Consider the following 19500-nt stretch of genomic DNA (forward strand, 5'->3'; position numbering starts at 1 on the left):
CTGTCTCCGCCGCACGCGGAGGGCTGGAGGACTACTAATGGCAACAACAATTCATGTTAAACTGGCGGAACGTTCCTATCCCATCCATATCGGCAGGGGGTTGTCTTTTGCTTCTGTCATAGGCGATAAATCGACTGCCCGTGCACTGGTCGTTTCTGACACCAATGTAGAGGCCATGCATGGTGAGTCTGTCCGTAAGCAGCTGGAATCCAAGGGGATAGCTTGTGTGCGCGCGGTTGTGCCTGCCGGGGAGGAAACGAAATCCCTGAAGTGGGTTGAATTTTTGTATGAGCAGGCGGCTTCAGCCGGGCTGGACCGGAATTCCATCATCATCGCGCTAGGTGGTGGTATGGTTGGCGACCTGGCCGGGTTTGTGGCGGCAACTTATCTGAGGGGCGTGCGGTTTGTGCAAATTCCCACCTCTCTGCTGGCCCTGGTTGACAGTTCGGTGGGAGGGAAGACCGGTGTGAACCTGACGCAAGGCAAAAATTTGGTGGGCGCCTTCTATCAACCCATTGAGGTGGATGCCGATTTGGATCTGCTCAAAACGCTCCCGCAACGTGAATATGTGTCCGGGCTGGCAGAAGTTGTTAAGTATGGCGTGATTTGGGATGCGTCCTTTTTCCATCTGTTGGAAAAAAATACCAATGAATTGCTGAGGCGTGATCCGGGGTTATTGGAGTCAGTCATTGCGCGGTGTTGCGAAATTAAGGCGGAGGTGGTGGCCATGGATGAACGGGAGATCGGGCCGCGCGCCATCCTCAACTTTGGACATACGCTTGGACATGCTCTCGAGAAGGTTGGCGGGTATGGCCGCTGGTTGCACGGTGAGGCCGTGGCGATGGGGATGCATTATGCCGCTCATCTTTCCTCCAGAGTGGAAGGGTTTCCCAGTGCCGATGCCGTTCGTGTTTCGAAATTACTCCAGGCGCTCGGGTTGCCGACCCGTCTTGAGAAGGATGCCATCATGGCTTGGCCGACTCTGCGGGACGCCATGTTGTCCGATAAGAAGACCTTGAAAAACCGTCCGCGTTTTGTCTTGTCACAAAAATTAGGTGCGGCAGTGGTGGGCTGTGAGGTCGAGGATCCCCTCCTCGAGGAGGTTTGGAATGTCTGCTGTAAATGAACAGATCGTCAGGGAATATTTTGAGCACCTGGGGTTTCTGGTTAACCAGCCCTGTAAGTATGTTTCTGTGGGGAGGAATAAACGGGTCGAAGAAGAACTCGACCTGCTGGTGAGCCATCCTCAAGTCCTTGAGCATGTGATTCCCACTGAGATGATCTGGACGAGTGCCCATTTGAAAACCATTCACCGGGCCGTGGTGGGGGTGCGGGGCGGACATTCTGAACGATTCTATTCCGGCTCGTATGAACAGGCTCCTGAAATTCTGCGATATGCCGAGCGCTCCGCTCGTCTTGCGGGAGCAGCCCGTTTGGGTGGGGAACCTCTCGCCGTGATTCTTTGCATCCCCGAGCTGCCCGTTTCCGAGGAGCTTCAAGCGAAAACGCTGGCAGGATTACGGGAACGGGGTGTGGATGGCGTGATCTCCTTCCGCACCATGTTGTTGGAGCTGGTGTCATCCGTGCGGGTAAATCGGAACTACGAGAAATCCGATCTACTTCAAATTCTGCGCATTCTCAAGGCGTATAATATTGTGAAAGATCCTCAACTTGAGTTTTTTGATAAACGCGGGCGAAAAGCTAAAGCGAAAGCTGAAGTATGATTAAGTCATTCGTGTTCAATCAATCCCAGGGACGGCTGATCAGTCAGGATCTCTCCCTGGATCTGCTCAAGGTGGTTCTGCAGGATGATGGTGTCCAATTCTGGGTGGATATCGGGGAGTGCGCTGATGAGGAAGCCAAAACCGTGCTTGAAGGCGTTTTTCAATTCCATCCCCTGGCCATTGAGGATTGTTTTACCCCCAGTGACCGGGCCAAGGTTGAAGAATACGATGGCTATCTCTTTCTGGTTGTCCATGCGGTGACTTATGTGAATGGTGAGCTTAAGTCCAATGAGCTGGATATGTTCATCGGGAAAAACTTTTTAGTAACGTATCACCACGCTCCTCTTAAGTGTGTAAATGCCACGATGGAGCGGGTGCTTAAAAATGCACCTGCAGTGGCCCGTGCCCCTGATCGACTGACCTATACCATTCTCGATTTCCTGCTCGAGGGCTATGCACCCGCCTTGGAGGAGATTTCTGTTGAAATCTCCAATTTGGAGAAATCCATCATGGTCAATCAGTCCAAGGATACTCTTGCTGATGTCATGAAGCTCAAAGGGGAGGTTCAGCGATTGCGCCAGGTCGCCTGGCCGCAACGGGAAACAATCGCCCGATTGGCTCACGGAGAGTTTAAGATCGTTCGGAGTCATATGGTGCCTTATTACCGTGACTTGCTGGATCAGCTGGTGCGCATCAGTTCCTTGGCCGAAAACGCCCGGGACTCGTTGACGGGCGTCTTGCAGGTTCACCTCAATTTGCAGCAGATGCAGGTGAATCACGTGATCAAGGTGCTGACCGTGATGGCCACCCTATGTATGCCTGCCCTGGTTCTGACGAGTTATTACGGAATGAATATCAATCATTGGCCCAGCCTTGACGACCCTCATGGGTGGGTATGGGTCTGGTTGATCACGGCGTTGACGACCGGGGTGCTCTATTTCTACCTTAAGCGCCGGGGTTGGTGGTGAGGGGAGTTGCGGGGCGATGAAAACCGAATTGTTAGCCCCTGCGGGTGATCTGGATGCCGCTTATGCCGCCTTCCATTATGGGGCGGATGCAGTGTATCTTGGGCTTCAGCGTTTTTCTGCCCGTGCCGAGGCGGCCAATTTTTCGCCTGAAGACCTCAGTGAAATTGTGGGATTTGCTCATTCAACCTCCCCGCGGCGTTCTGTTTTTGTGGCCTTCAATACCTTGATTCAGGATCAGGAACAGGATGAAGCCATTGAAACCCTGGAGTTCCTTGATGCCACCGGCGTGGATGCGGTGATTGTTCAGGATCTCGGGATTGCCCGATTGGCTCGAACATATTTCCCCCAGTTGGAATTGCATGCCAGTACACAACTGGTCATCCATAATGTTGCCGGCGCAATTGCCGCCCGTGAACTGGGCTTCAAACGGGTTACACTGGCACGGGAGTTGACGCTGAAAGAGATGGCGGACATTGTGCGTGAAGGCGGGGTGGATGTTGAGGTTTTTATCCATGGGGCGCTCTGTTACTCCTATAGTGGCCTTTGTCTTTATTCGTCCATGTTGCGTGGACGAAGCGGGAATCGGGGGCGTTGCGCTTATCCCTGTCGGGATACCTTCGGTCAGGCGAAGGTCTATCCCTTTTCTATGAAAGATCTGGCGTTGACCGGGGATGTGCTGAAGTTGCGTGAGGCCGGTGTGTTCAGTTTTAAAATTGAGGGGCGGAAGAAAAGCGCCCTCTATGTTGCGGCGGTGACTCAATATTACCGGAAGCTTTTAGCGGGCAGTCTTACTGTGATCGAGAAACGGACCGCTGAGGAGGAGATTAAAACCATCTTCAGCCGTCCCTGGACAGAGCTTTATTTGAATTCCTCCCGTAATCGGGAGGTGACTGATGTTGAGGTGGTTGGCCACCGGGGGGCGCCGATTGGCATCGTGGAGAAAGTGATCCAACGGGGTGGAGGCAAGTGGGTTCAATTCAAAACACAGCGGCGCCTTGAGCGGCATGATGGAATCCAAACTGATGTGCCGGGACGGGGACGCCCTTTTGGTTTTCCGGTTGATCATTTGCGAAAGCTTAGCGAGCGGTGGAAACCGTTAGAGGAAGTTTTTGAAGTTCACGCAAACTGCTTTGTAGAGGTGGGCCTGCCGCAGGAGCATCCTGAAATCAAAACTGGAGCACCGCTCTATTGCTCCTCATCCCAGACGGTTAAACAACAGTACCGCTTTCCCCGTCCGAAACCAGGCCTTCATCGTGTTAGAATCGCAATGCATGTTGTGATCAATGCCTCAGCTGATGAACTCGAGGTTATTGCTACGCTTGCCGCTTGTGCCGGGTTGTCAGCCAAAGCCTCCATGCCGGGGCCTTTTGTAACCAGTCGTGATGCGGATATGGTGACAAAAGCCGTCCAGGCAGCATTTAGCAAATTGGGCAATACGCAGTTTGAATTGGGAGATTTGGCCGTCAACAACCCCGATAGTCTCTTTATTCCTGTCTCCGTTCTAAACCGGCTTCGGCGTGAGGTGGCTTCCCAATTATCTGAATCTGTGGCATCTCGCCGAGGGCAGGCTGTTCAGACCGTGCAAGTCGCTGAAAAGCCTGTGAACGTCCAGGCCCCTACGAAGGGGGCGGCTCTGCGCTGGTCGCTCAAGTCGGATCGCATCGCGCATCTTTCTGAGTTGGAGGAAGCGGACTGGCAGGGATTGGATGAGGTGGTGATCGAGATTCAGCGTGATCCTCTACCGGAGCTACGGGCCGGTTTGGTGCAGTGGCGTGAGCGGGTGGGTGCCAATCGAATCCGGCTGGCATTGCCGGTCTTGATGCGTGAGTGGGAACGGTCTGATCTTGAGGCGAAAATCAAGGTGTTGAAGGCCGAAGGGTGGGCTCGATGGGAGGCTGCCGCGCTGTTTGCCTGGCCTCTGCTGGGCAAGTCCTGTTCAGGCGCGCCCGATTCTGCCGACGGCGAGCTACTCACAACCGACTGGTCGGTTTATGTTTCCAACCGGTCGGCCGCGCGACAGGTGCTGGCCATGGGCGCCAGTCGCTTCACGCTCTCTCCTGAAGACGGTAATGAAAATATGCATTTGTTGCTGAAACAGTATGGGGAGTATGCGACGGTGATTGTATATCAAGATACGCCGTTGTTTATTTCAGAGAACTGCGCCTTGGCCGCACAGGCGGCGCGTTGTCCGGCGAGCCCTGATTGTCGCTCGTCAGAGCGCGAATGGGAGTCCGGAAGCGGGGAGGCTGTCCGGATGATTCAGCATGGCTGTCGAACGCTGGCGATTAATGAGGTTCCCTTTTCTTTGGCTGGGCGGCTGAGGGAACTCCAGAAGGCGGGCGCCCGGTACGTTCGGGCCGACTTTATCAACCGTCGCTATGAGCCGGCCAAAGTGTGTGAGGTATGGCGCACCTTGAGACAGGATCATCGCGTGGCGGGCTATGAGGGAAACTATTCACGGGGGGTAAAATGAAACGACACCAGCCTAAGGGACTAACCATTCTTTATGAAGATAGGGACATCGTGGTGGTCGATAAAGTAGCAGGGTTGCTGACGATTGCTACGGATGACGAGCGAACGCGAACAGCGTATCACTTGATGACCGATTATGTTCGCAAGGGATGTGGGAAATCACGGGAACGGGTTTTTATTGTCCATCGACTCGATCGGGAAACCTCCGGGATCCTGGTCTTTGCCAGAACCGAAGAAGCCAAACGGACGCTTCAGGCAAATTGGGACAAGACTGAAAAACACTACCTTGCAGTGGTTCACGGGATTTTGGCCAAAAAAGAGGGGACGATAACATCATATCTTACTGAAAATGCCGCATTCCGGGTCTATTCCACACAAAATCAGGCGCAAGGCTTGTTGTCGCACACCGCCTATCAGGTCCTGCAGGAGGCGCGGACATTCAGTTTGTTGGATGTGACTCTGCTGACAGGACGTAAGAATCAGATCCGGGTGCATTTTGCAGAGCAGGGGTATCCGATCGTGGGGGACAGAAAGTACGGTAATAAAAACGATCCCCATCGGGTGTTGGCGTTGCATGCCCGGTCTCTGTCTATTCACCATCCTTTTAATGGCAAGCGTATGTCGTTTGAAGCCGAGGTGCCGGCCCATTTTGATCGCCTGGTTCCGCCTGCCGTGAAATAATGGATGAAAGTGTTGTTGAGTTGCTAAGTTGTCAGGGTGCTAAGGGAGCTGAATACTATGAAACATGTCGGTAAATTGTTTTTGATGGTGATCATGATGTTGAGTTGGGCGCTTCAGGGGTCGGTGGCGGGGACGGTAACTAATGTTACGCCGCAAGCGGTGGCATTGCTTAAGAAGGCCTATGTGGCGGTTGTGGAGGCGGAACTGGCGAGATCTGAAAATCAGAACACCGAGGCCGCGAAGTCCTATCGGGCTGCCCTTGAGTGCTACGAGAAACTTAAGACTGATTACCCCGGTTGGCAGGCGTTCATGATCAGTGGGCGTATGACGGAATGTGAGAATGCCTTGGCTGCGCTGGAAATGCCGCGGGAGCCGGAAGCAGTCCTGGGTAAGAATCTGGAGGCGGAAGCAGAATCGTCAAATGACGTTGTGAGGCTCCAGGTCTTGTTGAAAGAGTTACAAAGTGTGAAGGAGGCCCTTGCCTCCGCGAAGACAACAGGCGATGAATCAAATTCAAAGCAAATGGCCGCAGAGGTGGATAGACTTAAAGACGAATTGAATGACGCGGCGAAAGACAAGCAAATCCTGCAACGCAAGATATTGAAGTTGGACGCCAAACTCAATAAGACCAGTGCAGGGAGCGGAACAAATTCCCCTTGCAAGGCGGTGGTGTCTGCGGTGAAGTCCGAAGCGAACCGTTTGATGAAGGCGAATGGAATGGTCCCTGCGATTGCCTTGTTGATCGAGGCTACCGAATTGATGCCGGAGGAAACCGATCTGGTTGTGCTGCTCGCGGTGGCAAATTGCAGGGATGGCCGGTTTGGTGATGCGGTCAAGTTAATGGCGCCATTTGATGTGTGGCGGGCCAAAAATGCGGATGCGCTGCTGACCCTTGGTACAGCCTATATGGGGCTTGGCGAGGTTGGCAAAGCTCGTGACGCCATTGAGAAGACGCTGTCCATAAAGCCTGAATCCGCCGAAGCCCATTATAATATGGCGCAGATTTTGATCACCATATTCCCGCCCGATGTGCCCGGTGCCCAGGAACATTATCAGCAGGCACTGGAGTTGGGTTCACCTGTGGATCCGGAGTTTGAGAATGCCTTAAGGACGGCCATGATTATCACGCGTATGAAGAAAAAGTCGGGAAGTGACAGGCGGACCACTACCCGTTCAATCAATACCGAGGTCAGGAATCCTGGGGCGAAGACCGATACTCCTTAAGTTTGCGCTGAAGGGTGCGGCGGCTGATGCCTAGCTGTTCAGCCGCGAGGGTGCGATTCCCGTCGTTTTTCTTGAGTGCCGCATAGATCATCATGCGCTCTCCTTCAGCCATGGAGGCAGGTTCGGAGCGCTGTGAATCGTTTGTGGTTCCAAGCGCCAGTCGGGTGGTTTCGCCATGGACTGCGTTTTTGATGGACAGGGGGAGATCCCGTACGCTCAGCCGGTTTGATCGGGCAAGCACCACCATGCGCTCAATGACATTGCGGAACTCACGAACATTTCCTGGCCAGGAATAAGCTGTGAGCATTTCCACCGCCTCCGGAGTGATGTCCTCAATTTGTTTATTATTCCGGGTGTTAAATTCCTTGAGAAAGTGGGTAAAGAGCAGGGGAATATCTTCCGCACGATCACGGAGTGGCGGCAAGATAATGGAGACGACATCCAGTCGGAAGAATAGATCATTTCTGAATGTTTTGGCCTTTACCATAGCTCCGAGATCTGCGTTTGTGGCAGCGATCAGGCGTATGTCGACATCGAGAGTCTGGTGTCCCCCAACACGCTCAAACTGACGTTCTTCAAGGACGCGAAGCAATTTGACCTGGATGGAAGGATCAATTTCAGAAATTTCGTCGAGAAACAAGGTACCCCCATCGGCCATCTCAAACCGGCCACTACGTCGGTCCGTGGCACCGGTGAACGCCCCCTTTTCATGCCCGAACAATTCACTCTCCAACAGGGTGGGGTTGAGCGCAGCACAATGGACGGGGATGAAGGGGCCTTTGGATCTGGTACTTAGTTGATGAATGGCGTGCGCCACCAATTCTTTGCCGGTTCCGCTTTCGCCCTGAATGAGGATGGTGGCCTGCGAAGGGGCTGCCTGTTTGATGGTGTCAAAGACCTCCTGAATCTTCGCGGATTGGCCCACAATGTTGCTAAGTCCGAAATGGCTATCGAGTTGGGCTCTAAGATTCAGGTTTTCGGTCTCCACTTCACTGGAGTGGAGGGCACGTTTAATGAGAAGATCAAGATGGTCCAGATTGACTGGTTTGGTTAGGAAGTCGTAAGCCCCCCGCTTGATTGCTTCAACAGCGGTCTCCACGTTGCCGTAGGCGGTGAGCATGATGACGATGGGCGGATTGCTTCGGGCCGAGATGCGCTGAAGGAGTGTCATGCCGTCCATGCCCGACATACGAATGTCGCTTAAGACAATGTCAACGGTGCGCTCATCCAGAATGGATAGCGCTTTTTCGGCGCTGTCAGCCATGATGACCTCGTATTGTCCCAGAAGTGCCCGCTTGAGGCCTTCGCGAGTGTTTTTATCATCATCAACAATCAATACGGTGCGACGCACAATCATGGGCTCTCCTCGGGCGGCGATTTTGAACGGTTATTGTAAGGCTTTAGGAGATGGACGCGACGTTCATCCAGCGGCAGGAACATGGTGAAGGTGGTTCCGACCCCTGGTTCGCTGTTGACATCCATACGGCCACCATGATCTTGAATGATTCGCTGAACGATCATTAGCCCAATACCGGATCCATCCGATTTGGTGGTGTAGTAGGGTTCGAAAATGTGGCTGATGTCTTCCGGGGAAATTCCCGAACCATTGTCCCGGAAGGCAACTGCCAGAAAACGATCGGAAGCCGCGGCTGTAATTCGGAGCAGTCCGCCATCCGGCATAGCCTGCAGGGCGTTTTTAATGATATTGAAGAATGCTTGCTTGATCTGATCCTTGTCTAATCGAATGGCTGGCAGATCGGAGGGGAATTCCAGTTCGACATGAGCCCCGCGGTTTTCGATTTCCTGCTTCAGAAGGGTCAGGGTATCTTTAACGATGATCGCCACCTGGTTTTTCACAAGGTTTGGCTTTGAAGGCCGGATCGCTTTCAGAAACTGGGTGATGATCAGATCTAAACGGGTGACTTCGGTGCGGGCCACCTCAACTAATTCAAGGAGATCCGGACGGTTGTTATGATTACTTTTTTTGAGTTCACGGTCGAGCAGTTGGAGGTGGATATTCAGGGCATTCAGGGGATTGCCAATCTCATGGGCGACCCCGGCGGCGAGCAGGCGTACCGCATTCAGACGTTCTGATTCCACTAACGAGGCTTCCTGCGCGCGGTCACGTGTCACATCCCGTAGGATGATGACGGCGCCCTTTTCGGTATTCTCCACAGCGGAGAGGGGCACGACGTAGAAATTGAGAACGCGAGTTTCAGGGTAGCGGACTTCGATTTGGTGGCTGCTCAATTTGGTCCATTCCCCTGTATCCAGATTTAATATCCGATTCCAGTCGATTTCTCTGAGGAACTTGCTCATGGGCTTACCAATGGCTGTCACATGATTAAACCCGATTAATTCGCCTGCCGCCCGGTTGGTGTAAGTGATGGTTCCTTTTCCATCAAGAACCACAACCCCTTCCTGAATGGACTGAAAAATCGTTTCCAATAGCCCTTTTTCCTTGGCTAAACGCAGGAAATGCGTCTGAACGCTTTCAGGGTCGAGGCGATCGAGTCGTGAAATAAGTTTTTCTAAGAATCCAGCTTTCATGGTCTAATCTGTCGCAGTGTCAATCTGACGCATAAGCTATCAAATCCTCATCATAATCGTAATCTTAATCTTAATCTTAATCTTAATCTTAATCTCTGCGTGGATTTTCGCAATTTATCCTGATCGCCGAGGGGCGGAGAATATGATTACGATTACAATTATGATTTGGGGCCGGGGATGGGGACCGAGTTCTTGTAACAGTGCAGTCTTGTGTATTGTGAAAACTTTGATACATATACAAGCCGCAATCCGCCCGGGTGGCGAAATGGCAGACGCAAGGGACTTAAAATCCCTTATCCGCAAGGGTGTGTGGGTTCGAGTCCCACCCCGGGCAATCATTATTTCTCGACCTGTCTGTGAAGCCTCGTTTGAGGTTCAAGACAGGTCATCTGCGGGAGGTAAGTGACAGATTCCTCTTTATTTGGCTGCCGGGGCCGCTGGTTTATCGGCTTTCACCTTCACGTCGGTAGCCGTCATCGTGTACTCAATTGTCACTTTAGCACCAACCTTAAGGTCACCACCAACTTTCGTGTCTGCAGTACGGGCTATTTCCCATTGCTCCTTGCCTTTTTCCACCACAATTTTGGTGTCGGTCAACTGCATCACCGGGCCTGTCACTTGATACGTTTTTCCTGCGCCAGCCATTACCGAAGTCGCCGCTAACGCCATTCCCATAACCATCGTACCCATCATAAGATTCTTGAACATGGTTAATCTCCTTTTTAAGTTAGCGTAATTATGAACACGTTGGATCGAAGTTCAAGAGCAAATTCCCTGAATAATAGCATCGGTTTGAGTATCTTGAGCACCAGCCTGTTTGTTATAGACGTCTTTCAAACCTGTTATGAAGTTTCGCAGGAACTGGTCACCGCATGGTTTAAAGTTTTTGCTGTCTTTCTGTCTGAACAACGCTCCGAGTTCGGAGCGAGTGATGTCGGCACCCGCCTTTTTCATAATGGCAATCACATCGTCTTCCTTTAACTCAAGGGCGATACGCAGTTTTTTTAGGATATCGTTGTTGCTCAGGATGAATTCCGGATCGAACCGGGGAGGAGGAGTGGGGGGATGATCTCGCCGCCCTCTGCGTTTGATAATGAAACCGTCGAGGAAAGCCGAGAGGATCGCGTCAGAACAATCGATAAACCCTTCCTCTCCATTTTTTTTGAGCATGTTTTGAATCACGTCTCTTTCGAGGGGGAATTGGCTGAGCCGGAAGATTTCAACAAGCTTATTATCGTTCAGATTCAGGTTGTAACGGAGTCGTTTAAGAGTGTCATTGTTCGAGAGCGGCATTCTGGCCCTCCTTTTTTTGATTTGAGACAATAGTGTATTGCCGTTCCATAGCTGGCAAGGTAGTCTCTTTCGCATGCAGAGATCAACACAAAGAGGTTGCTGAGCGTGGATATTCTGGCACATGCGTTATATGGAGCGACGTTTTTCAGTTGCACCGGGTTGGCTGGTAGTCGCCAGAATATGAGTGTGCCACGCGGCACCTATGTGCAAGATTGGACGGTCTGGGTGGCGGTCCTATTTGGCACGCTGCCGGACTTAACCTCAATCGGCGCGACTTTTATCCAAATGCTGATCAGAGGAGAACCGATATCTTTTCATAGCCTGCCTCCTTACGTTTTCATTTTATATCACAGCACTCATAGTCTGTTGACCGCCAGTCTCGTACTGTGCGTGATTTATTGGCTCGCCCGCCCGCTTTTTGTCCCAGCCCTTTCGTGGCCACTCCACATCCTGATGGACAGCTTCTCTCACGATTCGGGGCGGTGGCATACGCTCATGTTCTACCCTGTTTCAGATTGGTATTACTATGGGATAAACTGGTGGCAATATCCGGGATTTATGATGCTCTACTGGGGTATTCTTCCCGTATTGTGGATCGGCATCCACTTCTTGCGGCAAAGAACGGCCATTAGTCCGTGAATTCCGGTGTGGTATCCGGACGATACTTTTGGAGGACATTGGGCTTGGCATTTTCGTTCCGGCCTGGATCAGCCTCGTGATCATCGGCCTACTGGCTTGGGCTTGTGTCGCGTCCCATCGATTAATCAAGAAACGTTGGTTGATGGTGGCGTTTACTCACTCAGTCCCGGTGCAACTCGGCTCGGCGTGTTACGCGCATGACTTCCTCGATGCTGGTGTCGCCCCGGAGCATGCATTTCCAAGCATCCTTGCGCAGCGTGATAAATCCGTCGGCCTCGGCCTGGTGCCGGATTTCATTAGAAGGCCGTTGTTTGACGATCATGGACCGTAAGGCATCATTAAGCACCATGACCTCAAAAATGGCCAATCGTCCGCGATAGCCAGTAAAACTGCACTCTGGGCAACCTCGCCCTTTACAGAACACGGCGCCTTCCAGGGCACCGGGCATGGTCTGGCGGATTTCCTCAAGCACGCTTTCGTCCGGTATGATCGTTTCCTTGCAGGAAGCACAGATACGGCGCACAAGGCGTTGGGCAATGACCCCCTCCAGGCAGGATGACACCAGGTAAGGTTCTACGCCCATATCTGACAGACGTGTAATCGCGCTGGGGGCATCGTTTGTGTGAAGGGTACTGAAGACCAAGTGGCCGGTGAGGGAGGCCCTCACCGCAATATCAGCTGTTTCCGCGTCACGGATTTCGCCGATCAGAACTATATCCGGGTCATGCCTCAGGATGGATCGCAGAATGCTGGCGAAGGTGAGGCCGATTTTAGCGTGGACCTGAATCTGGTTGATCCCTTCCATCTGATATTCAATCGGATCTTCAACGGTGATGATTTTTACTGCCGGGGTGTTCATCCGTGAAAGGGTGGCGTAGAGCGTGGTGGTTTTACCACTACCGGTCGGTCCGGTAATCAGAATGACCCCGTGAGGCAAGGACGAAAGGGCTTCAATCGCCGGACGTTGAGCTTCGCCGAGGCCGAGGTGCTGGAGGTCAATGAACATCGATTTGCGATTCAGAATTCGCATGTTGACGGTCTCCCCGAAACGGGTAGGGAGGATGGAGACGCGCAGATCGAATTCCTCGTCGCCGGAACGAACCTTGATGCGGCCGTCATGTGGCTTGCGGTGTTCGGCGATATCGAGTTCTGCCATGATCTTGACACAGGATGCTACGGCTTTTCTGAATTTCTGGATTCCTTTCGGGAGGGGAATATCTTGCAGGATCCCGTCGATACGGTAACGCAAGCGGAGATGGGTTTCAAAGGGCTCAAGATGAATATCCGTGGCATTGCGCCGGATGGCCTCAGAGATGATCTGGTTTACGAACCGGATCATGCCAGCGTCTGCCGCATCCGTGCCTTTGGTGACATTTGTTTCGCGAACATTTTCTTCTGTCCCTAGAGCGGTATCAGAGATGCTGTCCACGGTCTCTGCACCCAGTCCATAGAAGTGCTGCAGGGTGCGGGACACCTCCATTTCGGCGCAAAGCACCCAGTCCACCGCAAGGTTGAGCATCATACGCAGGTTGTCGCTGATGGCGAGGGATGGAACATGACTGATACCGAGGGTGATGACACTGCCTTTGACTTCGAGCGGGATGACGTGGTAGTTGAGAGCCACCTTTGGGGGGAGCCGGCTGACTTCCTCGTGGGTGATCCGGAAATCTGCGACGGGCCTGTGGGGGATGTGGGTCAGGGAGGAAAGGGTATCCAGGACTACCGACTCCGGTACGAAGCGATCTTTGATGAGAAGGGAATCGAGTCGATCACCAGTCAGGGCGCACCGTACGTTTATCTCATCGATCTGTTCTCGAGTGATCCGTCCATGTTCAACCAGGGTTTGGCCCAGCTCAAGCATCAAGTGGTCAGTGAATAAACGCTTTTCGGCAGGGGCGGACGGGTAATCAGTCAGCATGGCGAATCTCCAGGAAGGATTGAGGAATTCCGCGTTTCAACGTGACGGATGCCTGATCGGGACGGTCAACGCCCAAGGATTCTTCTTTGATGGAGGTAAGGATCATTCCAAAAAGATTGGTGCCCGCAGGGTAGAATGATGTCTTCTTGCTTTTGGAATCGAATATCAGCGCCATAGGGACGCCATCTCTACGCATATATAGGCCGCGGTAGGTCAGGGTGATGTTTTCCTTGGGGTGTGCCGGTGTGGGTTGAATAGAGGGTTTTGACGGAGAATTGGAGAGCTCTAGGTTATCCTTTTTTGGCGGTGATGGTTGGGTTTGACTAAACCCCTCAGCTGGAGTGAAGAGATTGGCGGCACGGTTGGTTCCCTCAATCTGTTGGGCGTGAAGGTAGGCTAGAATGCCCAACCCGGGCGTCGTCAGTTCATTGGTGGTTCCGGTAACAGGGGAGGGAGCCATCCCGATGGGTGTCATGAGTTTCCAGCCCCACCATGCGGTCACAGCCATCAGGGCCGCCAGCAGACAGAAAAAGACTGCCCGTGCGTTTGCCTGTTTCAACCATTTCCAGAAATTATCCATTGCATTAATGTCCCATGGGCCGACGAGGGCGGTCGTTCTTGGCCTTAATTGGTTTACTCGCGAGGTCTCCGGGGGCCTTGAGGAAAACCAGTGCGCTCATCACGGCCTTGATGTTAAGCAAGTCGGATCGAGATCTTCCTGTAGGTTCCACGCGGAGACCGCGCAGGACAAACACATGCCCGGGTTCAGTCACCACATCCAGTAATTCGTATAGGTTGTCCTGGGTGCCATACAGATCCAACTCGAGCGGGTATTCCCGGAAATATTCAGTCTGGTTGGCACCACCCCGGCGGGCAATGGGCGGGAGCGGACGCAGGGCACGAACCGTCTTGATCTTGAGATCCAGTGTGAGATCCACCAGTTTCTCCACGACTCTCAGTTGCAGCATCCGCTGGAAGGCGTCCTCGTCGCTGACGATGGTTTCATCCAATCCCAAATCTTTGGGGAGGCTGATGCCCAGAGTCTGGGATTTTTGAAGCAGACGGTGGCGCACGGTGAAAAGCTTCACTTTGAAGTCGATATGAGCTACTGCCACGCCCGACGTGGAGGAGTCATCGTTCAGCTCCAGTGCACCCAACTGGGCCACCGTATCCTGCCATTCCTTTTCGAGATTTATACAGCGACTCATCTCCATGGCAAATTTGCGTTGAAGGGCGTCCTCACCCAGCAGGTAGTTTTTCTGAGCCAGTTCCGTAGCCATGGTGTCGATATCCGCCTCCATCCGTGACCGTTCCCGGTTCATGGGTAACAGCAGGAAGTACCAGAGGATGAACAGGATGGCGCACACGGCCAGAATGATCATCACCACTTGTTTCCGCTCGGAGACTTTACTTTGGATGCCGAGGTTCACGGGGTTCTCACTTTCAGATCAATGACGAACCGCTTGATACGCCGGTCGGACCCCTTGCCGTCAACCGTTTCCGGTTGCACTAATTTATCGTCGCTTAACAGGTCGGCGGTCGCAATCAATTCATCCGTCTCCAGACTGTCGATCAACTTTTGAACGCTGGCGAAGTCAAGATTCGGGGTGAACCCCTCGATAATGACATGTTCCAGGCTGGAAGGCTTGTTTGTAACGGATTCTGATACGGCCGCCGTCAGGCGGTGGGGGCGATTAAGGCCGTTAAGTTCAGGGGGGGTGAACAATGCGGATGAAGGACTCTTCGATTGATAAGACTCCCCGTCGCAGACCAGGGTAATCCAATCGTTTGGATGTTTGGCGGCCGCCACGAGGGATAAGACCTTGCGGACGGTGGGTCCGACGTGGAGCAGATTGTCCACAGGGGCGGCCATTTCCCTGATCAAGTTGCCATGGGTTTGGGTCGATTCGATCTGTGCGACCAATTCCCGCCTGCGTTCCAGACTGGCGCGTTGGGTGTTCAAGTGCTTTTCCATGCGTTTAAAGTCGTAATATCCGCCGATAAGGCTTGTGATGAGGATAAGGGAGGCGGCTACACCAGCGGCGATCCAGAAGGGTTTCTCCCGGCGGAACATCTGTTCGTCACGGATGGCTTTCGGCAGAAAACTAATCTCGCATTTTCGCGGTTGCGCGCCCGCACAGGCCAGGCCGATAGCGATTGCCCAGACGGCGGCGGGTTCACATTTACCCTCCGCCGGAAGACGGATGTCCGTGGTGACTTCCAGTCCCGTTTTCAAGGCCACATAACGGGAGAAACCGGCCAACAAGGCGCCGCCGCCGGACAGCACCACGCGCTTGGGGCGGTCTGCGGGTTTGGCGAACAGGCTGTTGAAAATCGTCAGGCAGGACTGGAATTCCGAGAGCCATAAATCAGCCACGCGCTTTATGGCAGTGTTGACCGCAGGATCGGAATCGTCAAATAGGCACGCCCCGGTGGCCTTCAGGTTTTCGGCCTGAGGGATCTGCAACTGCTTGACCTTGGCCAGGGCTTCGGTAAAGGGGGTCCCCCCGACGGCGAAAGCCCGTGCGAACATTAATCCCTCCGGACCGCCGATGGCGATTTCCGTGGTGGAACTGCCGATGTGTGCGAAAAGAGTGGGTTCCGTGCTATGGGTATGGGCGGGGGCAAGCGCATTGAACAGGGCGACGGGCGCGGGAAGAATGTCCAGAATTTCCAATCCGAGATCCCGGATCCATGACATGGATTCTTCGATCAGGATCGGGCGGGCCATAGCCATGAGCACCCGTCTTTCGCCCTGGCTCCCACCGAAAGAGTCCACACTGTAAGACATGGTTTCGGAAGCGATATCGCGCAATTTCAGGATTTCCATGGCGGCCACCTGCTCGATGGTGCGTGGATCGCCGGGGACCAGGAACAAGGGTTGGAACATCGCCTGCTGGCCGGGAAGACTGATCACGCATCGGGTGCCGGTGAGATCATGTTCCTTGATCCAACGGGCAAGGATGGCTTTGCGGTCGAGACCGCCGGGGGGCAGTCGCAGCGTTTCCACGCGTAAAACCTCCACACTACTACCCTTGGCGGCAACCGACACCGCCTTGGCGGTATGGCGTCCGATATCAAGTCCGAGTATCTGATTTTTCCTGGCCACAAGCGTTTCCTTTAGTTGACGCCGTTCGCCTTAGCGGTCAGAGGGGCTCCCGCCGGGGAGGGTGTCAGAGGGACCAGATTCTCACCGCGTTCCGAGATGATCGTGGCCGTCACGAAGATCAGCAGATTCTTCTGATCATTGTCGGTGAGGTCATTTTGGAAGAGCAGACCAATCAAGGGGATGGATGAGAGGAAGGGAATCTTGTCTTTATGCTTGCTCTCGGTGGAGGTGATGAGTCCGCCCATGACCACGGTTTCACCACTCTGCACGATCACTTCAGTTTCGATTTTGCTGCGGCGGAAGATAGGCAGCTTCACGGTCGACGTCCCATTGGTGGCCGTGGTGTTGTTTTGTCCGCTGCTCCCGCCCGCACCAACCTCGTAGGTTTCGTAGCGGACAAACTCGCTGATCTCGGGAAGAAGCTGAAGGGTGATACTGCTCAGGTCGGCGCCAACGCTGGGGCGAACCTTGAGTTCAATGCCAAGTTCTTCAAGTTTTGGAGAACCGACGGGAACCAGTTGTGATGTGTAGACTGTATTCCCGGAGTTACCCGTGACCTGACTGGGAACAGATTGGATGTCGTATTCATCATAATATCGAAAATCATCGCCTACCCGGATGCGAGCGCTCCGGTTGTTGATCGTGGTGACCTTGGGTACGGAGAGCGTGCGGGCTTTACCGGTCTTCTCGAGGGCGTGGATGACGGCCTTGAACATGGGATCCGTCAGAAGTCCTTCATAGGTCATATTCAAACCTTGGGCGGCGTTGACTGGAGGTGTGAATCCTGAAGTAGCCCCCATGTTGATCTGGGTTTTATTATTGCCTTCTCTTTTAGTGACTGCCAGGGGGCTGTTGAGCACCCAGTCGATACCCAGCTCGCGCAGGTCGGTGACTCCCGTACTGATGAAGCGGGCTTCAATCAGAATTTGTGGCGGGCAGACATCCATCGTCTCGATGATGTCTTCGACCTTGTTCAGATTCTCGACCGTATTCTTGACAATGAGCGCATGGGATTTCTTGTCATAGAGCAAATCCGCCCCTTCCGCCTGGGGCACAAATCGTTTGATGGCCTGCACGATGGGCGTGTTGTCTTCCTTCGGTTCCTCGATTGGTGCATCGGTGCTGGTATCCAGTTGGCCGTCGATGCCCTTGCGGAGATGGTACATGCGGGTTTCCATGGGGATTCCCTTCTGGCTTTGGTCCTGCGGCGTGGCCCAGATGATATTTTCGCCGATGAAGAAGGAGACACCAAGGTTACGGGCGACGTAGTCCAGGATCTCGGAGAGGGGAACTTGATCCGCATGAATGGTCAATGTCTTGGTACTGGTCAGGCTGTCGGCAACAATATTGATTTTCTCGGACGCACCAAGGGTCAGGATGAAGTTGGTCAGATCAACGTTATCAAGGTGGACCGTGACTTTCTTGCTGAGCGACTTTTGCATGGCGTTATTCGGCGTACGGAGCGGAGTGGACTTACCGTTGACGGTTTTGCGTAAACCATAGGTATCCGGGAGTTCCTTCTGGCGGGTGACATCCGTATCCATGCGTTTGGCTGTGACGGCGGCGCGTGCGGTGGCACGGGCGGCACGTTGCTCCTCGAGTTTGGCCATGATTCGCTGTTGTAACGACTCAAGTCCCGCCAGGTCCGGGTCATTTTGCGCCAGATCAACACACTCCAGCATTGCGCCAGTGTAGTCGCCTTTCAGGAGCAAACCCTCGGCCTTTGCCAATTGGGGCGACGCCACAGTCGTTGCGCCGGTTGTCCCCGGTTCAGAGGTGGTCACGCAGCCCGAGAGCCCTCCCACAAGTAAAAAAACAGTCAGGAATAGCGTTGTTTTTGGGATCATGTGATCTTCTTTCCTTTATTTTGTGTATTCCCACATTAGGGGTCCCTCGTAAACATTACCCGCATACGATACATTCAGGGTCAGACTTTGGTGGGGGTTATCGGGATCTGTTGATTCAACTTTACGTTCTTTCCAGTGGTGGAAGCATCGTATCATAGGGAACATGGTCTCAGAGTAGGGTTGATTCCCGCTCGGTCCGTCTCCGTATGCCAGTTGGCATTTTTTGACTTCTTTCCAGGTCGCACTTGAAGTGAGATTTGAGGTGTTGTTCACATACCCGCTCCAATCCCATGCGTCGCAGGGAGCACCATTAAATTCGTACATGTAACTACATGCGAGAATGCCATTGGTCCTGTTAAGCGTTGAATCATCGTTATTGTCACTGACTTTTTTATAGTTTGCTTCATCGCCGGATTCATCCACGAGTTCTCTTGGTTTACAGGCATACTCATCTGTTCCCTTTGAAAAGTCCGACTTGCATACGTAGACTTCTTTGCTCGAAATGTACTTCGGATAGAGATCGGACAGCCAGTTCGGCAGATCTTTGTAGTCGTCTTTGTACATAATCAGCCCTACGCTAAGCTGATGCAGGTTGTTTTTGCAGTTGGTTTGCCGTGCCTTTTCACGTGAGGCTTGCAGGGCAGGCGTTAACAGCCCGGCCAATACGCCAATAATGGCGATGACTACAAGCAACTCGATGAGGGTGAAGCCTCTTTCTGCTGCGGTCATGTGATGTCGAAATCGAGCCATTAAGATCATTAAAAGATGCTCCACTGTGAAAATATGCACGAGCAAATACTTATCGGTTTAAATATAGCATAATTCGTGCCATAGCCAATATTTCGGATCCCGTGACCAATATTCTGTGATTCTACTAAAAATACTGCCATCATCAATAAGTATGTGCATTCGTTTGTATGCGGTTTGTGTAAATAATGCGTCTTGCTGTATACAGTCACAGTCGATTGTTTTGACAAAATAACGGCACGCAAGGGACTGCGCGTCCCAGGGCAGACGCAGCTAAATTGTAGGATTTCTGGCCATTTTGGCTCAATCTGACGACGGAAATTTGGAG

At 53.0% G+C, this 19500-nt stretch carries 17 protein-coding genes and 1 tRNA gene; 8 read left to right on the forward strand and 10 right to left on the reverse strand.

Annotated elements, in window-relative coordinates; all coding sequences use genetic code 11:
* Window positions 1-37: 37 nt before the first annotated feature.
* From aroB to WCI03_06580, 6 genes are read left to right on the forward strand one after another with little or no spacing between them, the layout of a single operon-like run.
* Window positions 38-1126, forward strand: a complete 1089-nt coding sequence (aroB, locus tag WCI03_06555) for a 3-dehydroquinate synthase (GenBank protein MEI8139511.1) — start codon at window positions 38-40, stop codon at window positions 1124-1126.
* Window positions 1110-1724 (forward strand): hypothetical protein, encoded by a 615-nt coding sequence (locus tag WCI03_06560; GenBank protein ID MEI8139512.1) that lies wholly within the window; start codon window positions 1110-1112, stop codon window positions 1722-1724. Before aroB ends, WCI03_06560 begins: the two co-directional genes overlap by 17 nt.
* Window positions 1721-2692, forward strand: a complete 972-nt coding sequence (corA, locus tag WCI03_06565; GenBank protein MEI8139513.1) for a magnesium/cobalt transporter CorA — start codon at window positions 1721-1723, stop codon at window positions 2690-2692. Before WCI03_06560 ends, corA begins: the two co-directional genes overlap by 4 nt.
* A 16-nt stretch (window positions 2693-2708) precedes the next feature.
* A complete protein-coding gene (locus WCI03_06570) occupies window positions 2709-5165 on the forward strand; it encodes a U32 family peptidase (GenBank protein MEI8139514.1) in 2457 nt (818 codons plus the stop codon).
* Window positions 5162-5845 (forward strand): RNA pseudouridine synthase, encoded by a 684-nt coding sequence (locus WCI03_06575; GenBank protein ID MEI8139515.1) that lies wholly within the window; start codon window positions 5162-5164, stop codon window positions 5843-5845. The genes WCI03_06570 and WCI03_06575 overlap by 4 nt, the downstream gene beginning before the upstream one ends.
* A gap of 57 nt (window positions 5846-5902) precedes the next feature.
* A complete protein-coding gene (locus WCI03_06580; protein MEI8139516.1) occupies window positions 5903-7069 on the forward strand; it encodes a hypothetical protein in 1167 nt (388 codons plus the stop codon).
* Here the strand turns inward: WCI03_06580 and WCI03_06585 are convergent.
* A complete protein-coding gene (locus WCI03_06585) occupies window positions 7035-8426 on the reverse strand; it encodes a sigma-54 dependent transcriptional regulator (protein ID MEI8139517.1) in 1392 nt (463 codons plus the stop codon). The genes WCI03_06580 and WCI03_06585 overlap by 35 nt on opposite strands.
* Entirely contained in the window at window positions 8423-9619 is a 1197-nt protein-coding gene (locus WCI03_06590) for an ATP-binding protein (GenBank protein MEI8139518.1), read from the reverse strand. Before WCI03_06590 ends, WCI03_06585 begins: the two co-directional genes overlap by 4 nt.
* A gap of 251 nt (window positions 9620-9870) precedes the next feature.
* Between WCI03_06590 and WCI03_06595 the strand changes: the two genes are divergently transcribed.
* Window positions 9871-9953 (forward strand) — tRNA-Leu (locus WCI03_06595).
* An 83-nt stretch (window positions 9954-10036) separates the two neighbouring features.
* On the opposite strand, the gene WCI03_06600 is transcribed toward WCI03_06595, so the two are convergent.
* Window positions 10037-10312: a hypothetical protein gene (locus WCI03_06600; GenBank protein MEI8139519.1), complete on the reverse strand. Its 276-nt coding sequence runs from the start codon at window positions 10310-10312 to the stop codon at window positions 10037-10039.
* A 66-nt stretch (window positions 10313-10378) separates the two neighbouring features.
* Complete coding sequence (locus tag WCI03_06605) at window positions 10379-11035, reverse strand: DUF1456 family protein (protein MEI8139520.1); 657 nt, start codon at window positions 11033-11035, stop codon at window positions 10379-10381.
* Here WCI03_06605 and WCI03_06610 point away from each other — a divergent pair.
* Window positions 11018-11551, forward strand: coding sequence for a hypothetical protein (locus tag WCI03_06610; protein MEI8139521.1), 534 nt, complete (start codon window positions 11018-11020; stop codon window positions 11549-11551). The two genes, WCI03_06605 and WCI03_06610, sit on opposite strands and share 18 nt — an antisense overlap.
* Window positions 11552-11711: 160 nt before the next feature.
* Here WCI03_06610 and WCI03_06615 read toward each other — a convergent pair whose 3' ends face one another.
* Genes WCI03_06615 through WCI03_06640 form a run of 6 tightly spaced genes read right to left on the reverse strand, consistent with a single transcriptional unit; the run spans window position 11712 to window position 19154 of the window.
* Window positions 11712-13469, reverse strand: a complete 1758-nt coding sequence (locus tag WCI03_06615; GenBank protein ID MEI8139522.1) for a GspE/PulE family protein — start codon at window positions 13467-13469, stop codon at window positions 11712-11714.
* Window positions 13459-14049, reverse strand: coding sequence for a hypothetical protein (locus WCI03_06620; GenBank protein ID MEI8139523.1), 591 nt, complete (start codon window positions 14047-14049; stop codon window positions 13459-13461). Before WCI03_06620 ends, WCI03_06615 begins: the two co-directional genes overlap by 11 nt.
* Before the next feature lie 4 nt (window positions 14050-14053).
* Window positions 14054-14899 (reverse strand): hypothetical protein, encoded by an 846-nt coding sequence (locus WCI03_06625; GenBank protein MEI8139524.1) that lies wholly within the window; start codon window positions 14897-14899, stop codon window positions 14054-14056.
* Window positions 14896-16578 carry a pilus assembly protein PilM gene (gene pilM / locus WCI03_06630; protein ID MEI8139525.1) on the reverse strand — a complete coding sequence of 561 codons (1683 nt, stop codon included), beginning with the start codon at window positions 16576-16578 and terminating at the stop codon, window positions 14896-14898. Before pilM ends, WCI03_06625 begins: the two co-directional genes overlap by 4 nt.
* A gap of 11 nt (window positions 16579-16589) precedes the next feature.
* Window positions 16590-18425: a hypothetical protein gene (locus tag WCI03_06635; GenBank protein ID MEI8139526.1), complete on the reverse strand. Its 1836-nt coding sequence runs from the start codon at window positions 18423-18425 to the stop codon at window positions 16590-16592.
* Window positions 18426-18440: 15 nt separating this feature from the next.
* Entirely contained in the window at window positions 18441-19154 is a 714-nt protein-coding gene (locus WCI03_06640; protein MEI8139527.1) for a DUF1559 domain-containing protein, read from the reverse strand.
* Between the last annotated feature and the right edge of the window lie 346 nt (window positions 19155-19500).

The sequence above is a fragment of the bacterium genome (genome assembly GCA_037143175.1).
Classification (GTDB): domain Bacteria; phylum Verrucomicrobiota; class Kiritimatiellia; order CAIKKV01; family CAITUY01; genus JAABPW01.

Bases quoted from the DNA above. Each gene is read 5' to 3' on its own strand.
- WCI03_06620 (MEI8139523.1), bottom strand. From the start codon at position 14,049: ATGGATAATTTCTGGAAATGGTTGAAACAGGCAAACGCACGGGCAGTC.
- WCI03_06600 (MEI8139519.1), bottom strand. From the start codon at position 10,312: ATGATGGGTACGATGGTTATGGGAATGGCGTTAGCGGCGACTTCGGTA.
- WCI03_06580 (MEI8139516.1), top strand. From the start codon at position 5,903: ATGAAACATGTCGGTAAATTGTTTTTGATGGTGATCATGATGTTGAGT.
- WCI03_06590 (MEI8139518.1), bottom strand. From the start codon at position 9,619: ATGAAAGCTGGATTCTTAGAAAAACTTATTTCACGACTCGATCGCCTC.
- WCI03_06570 (MEI8139514.1), top strand. From the start codon at position 2,709: ATGAAAACCGAATTGTTAGCCCCTGCGGGTGATCTGGATGCCGCTTAT.
- WCI03_06605 (MEI8139520.1), bottom strand. From the start codon at position 11,035: ATGTGCCAGAATATCCACGCTCAGCAACCTCTTTGTGTTGATCTCTGC.
- WCI03_06575 (MEI8139515.1), top strand. From the start codon at position 5,162: ATGAAACGACACCAGCCTAAGGGACTAACCATTCTTTATGAAGATAGG.
- WCI03_06635 (MEI8139526.1), bottom strand. From the start codon at position 18,425: ATGATCCCAAAAACAACGCTATTCCTGACTGTTTTTTTACTTGTGGGA.
- WCI03_06585 (MEI8139517.1), bottom strand. From the start codon at position 8,426: ATGATTGTGCGTCGCACCGTATTGATTGTTGATGATGATAAAAACACT.
- corA (MEI8139513.1), top strand. From the start codon at position 1,721: ATGATTAAGTCATTCGTGTTCAATCAATCCCAGGGACGGCTGATCAGT.
- WCI03_06615 (MEI8139522.1), bottom strand. From the start codon at position 13,469: ATGCTGACTGATTACCCGTCCGCCCCTGCCGAAAAGCGTTTATTCACT.
- WCI03_06640 (MEI8139527.1), bottom strand. From the start codon at position 19,154: ATGACCGCAGCAGAAAGAGGCTTCACCCTCATCGAGTTGCTTGTAGTC.
- aroB (MEI8139511.1), top strand. From the start codon at position 38: ATGGCAACAACAATTCATGTTAAACTGGCGGAACGTTCCTATCCCATC.
- WCI03_06560 (MEI8139512.1), top strand. From the start codon at position 1,110: ATGTCTGCTGTAAATGAACAGATCGTCAGGGAATATTTTGAGCACCTG.